The sequence below is a fragment of the Ferdinandcohnia sp. SAFN-114 genome (assembly GCF_059415045.1).
In genome coordinates this window covers 1-1211 of sequence record NZ_JBPFDQ010000205.1, presented here as the reverse complement: position 1 = coordinate 1211, position 1211 = coordinate 1, and the positions used below count along the sequence as shown (strand labels likewise).

Sequence of the window (1211 nt, the reverse complement as noted above, 5' to 3'; positions counted from 1 at the left end):
GCCATACAGACACACCTCGTTATAGTTGATATATTTATTATAACAATCTGTGTCTACTTTTTAGTCTAGCATCATTCTGTCAGTGACTCCAATTCCTTATTTGTGTAGTCTCCAATTCTTTCATATGCTTTTAGTCCACAGTGCCTTAAAGATTCTTCAAAAATTAAATGAAATGGTTTGTTTAAATGGTAAATTTCCAACTTCCTGCTTTTTATTCCAGTAACTGCACATTTGTACCCATATTCTTTTAAAGAATCATCTTTCCATTTGATTAATTTATTTCTTACATAAATTTTAACTTCAGAGTTTCCACCATTCCACCTTGGATGATCCTTTCCTTTTGGTCGACTACATCCACAAGATTTGGTGTGGCCACTTACTAAGTCTCCGTAGGGAACTTTAGTAAGTTTACCGCATACACATATACACTCCCATAAAACCGATCCAGACATTCTAGACCTACTATCCTTAATAGCAATTAACTTTCCGAATTGCACATTTGTAATATTATTCTTCCTTGGGAAACTACAACCGCAATGTTTTTTTCTTCCTCGCCTTAAATCGGATCCGTTTACTAAAAACGTTATATCTGGACTGCATTTACAAAAGCACTCCCAAATGTAGCTACCGTCAGATGAAACGGATACTGGTTTAATTGCAGTAATAATTCCAAAGGTCTCATTAGTAATATTAATAAACTTGTTATTATGCCATTTAATATATTCGATATCCATCCTATTTAAAGTTCTTGCGATAGTGGCGTGCGTAGTATTGTACCTGCGAGCTATTTTTCTTAAACTCCACCCGTCTGCATTTAATACTCCCCATTCTTCAGCTAACGACTCATAATTTGTTATTTTTTTCCTCCACTTATTTTATTAATCATTTTATCCTTTTAAAAAAAGATTAAACGTAAGAAGATAAGATTGTAGGGGGTACCATGTTTCCTTATTTTTAAGTAATGTACAGAATAACATAGTTTTATGTTAGTGGTAGATGATGGTAAGCGATAGCTTTCGCTCATTAAATTTAGGCAAATTGAAAAGAGGAGTTTGTTTTATGGATGTAATTACAAAGTTTCATGTAGTTAAACTAAAACAGAAGTTATTAAATATTGTCGTTTCGCTTCAACAAGGGGTAGCGTCAGGAAAATGCGGTTATCTTAACCATCCATAACGGATGACTTTACAGTATTCAATGTAAAGTTATCC

1 protein-coding gene is annotated in these 1211 nt (G+C 33.4%); it reads right to left on the bottom strand.

Features of this window, described 5'->3' with window-relative positions; translation table 11 throughout:
* Positions 1 to 71 precede the first annotated feature (71 nt).
* Positions 72 to 734, bottom strand: a complete 663-nt coding sequence (locus ACR65M_RS26930) for a hypothetical protein (protein ID WP_440274948.1) — start codon at positions 732 to 734, stop codon at positions 72 to 74.
* Between the last annotated feature and the right edge of the window lie 477 nt (positions 735 to 1211).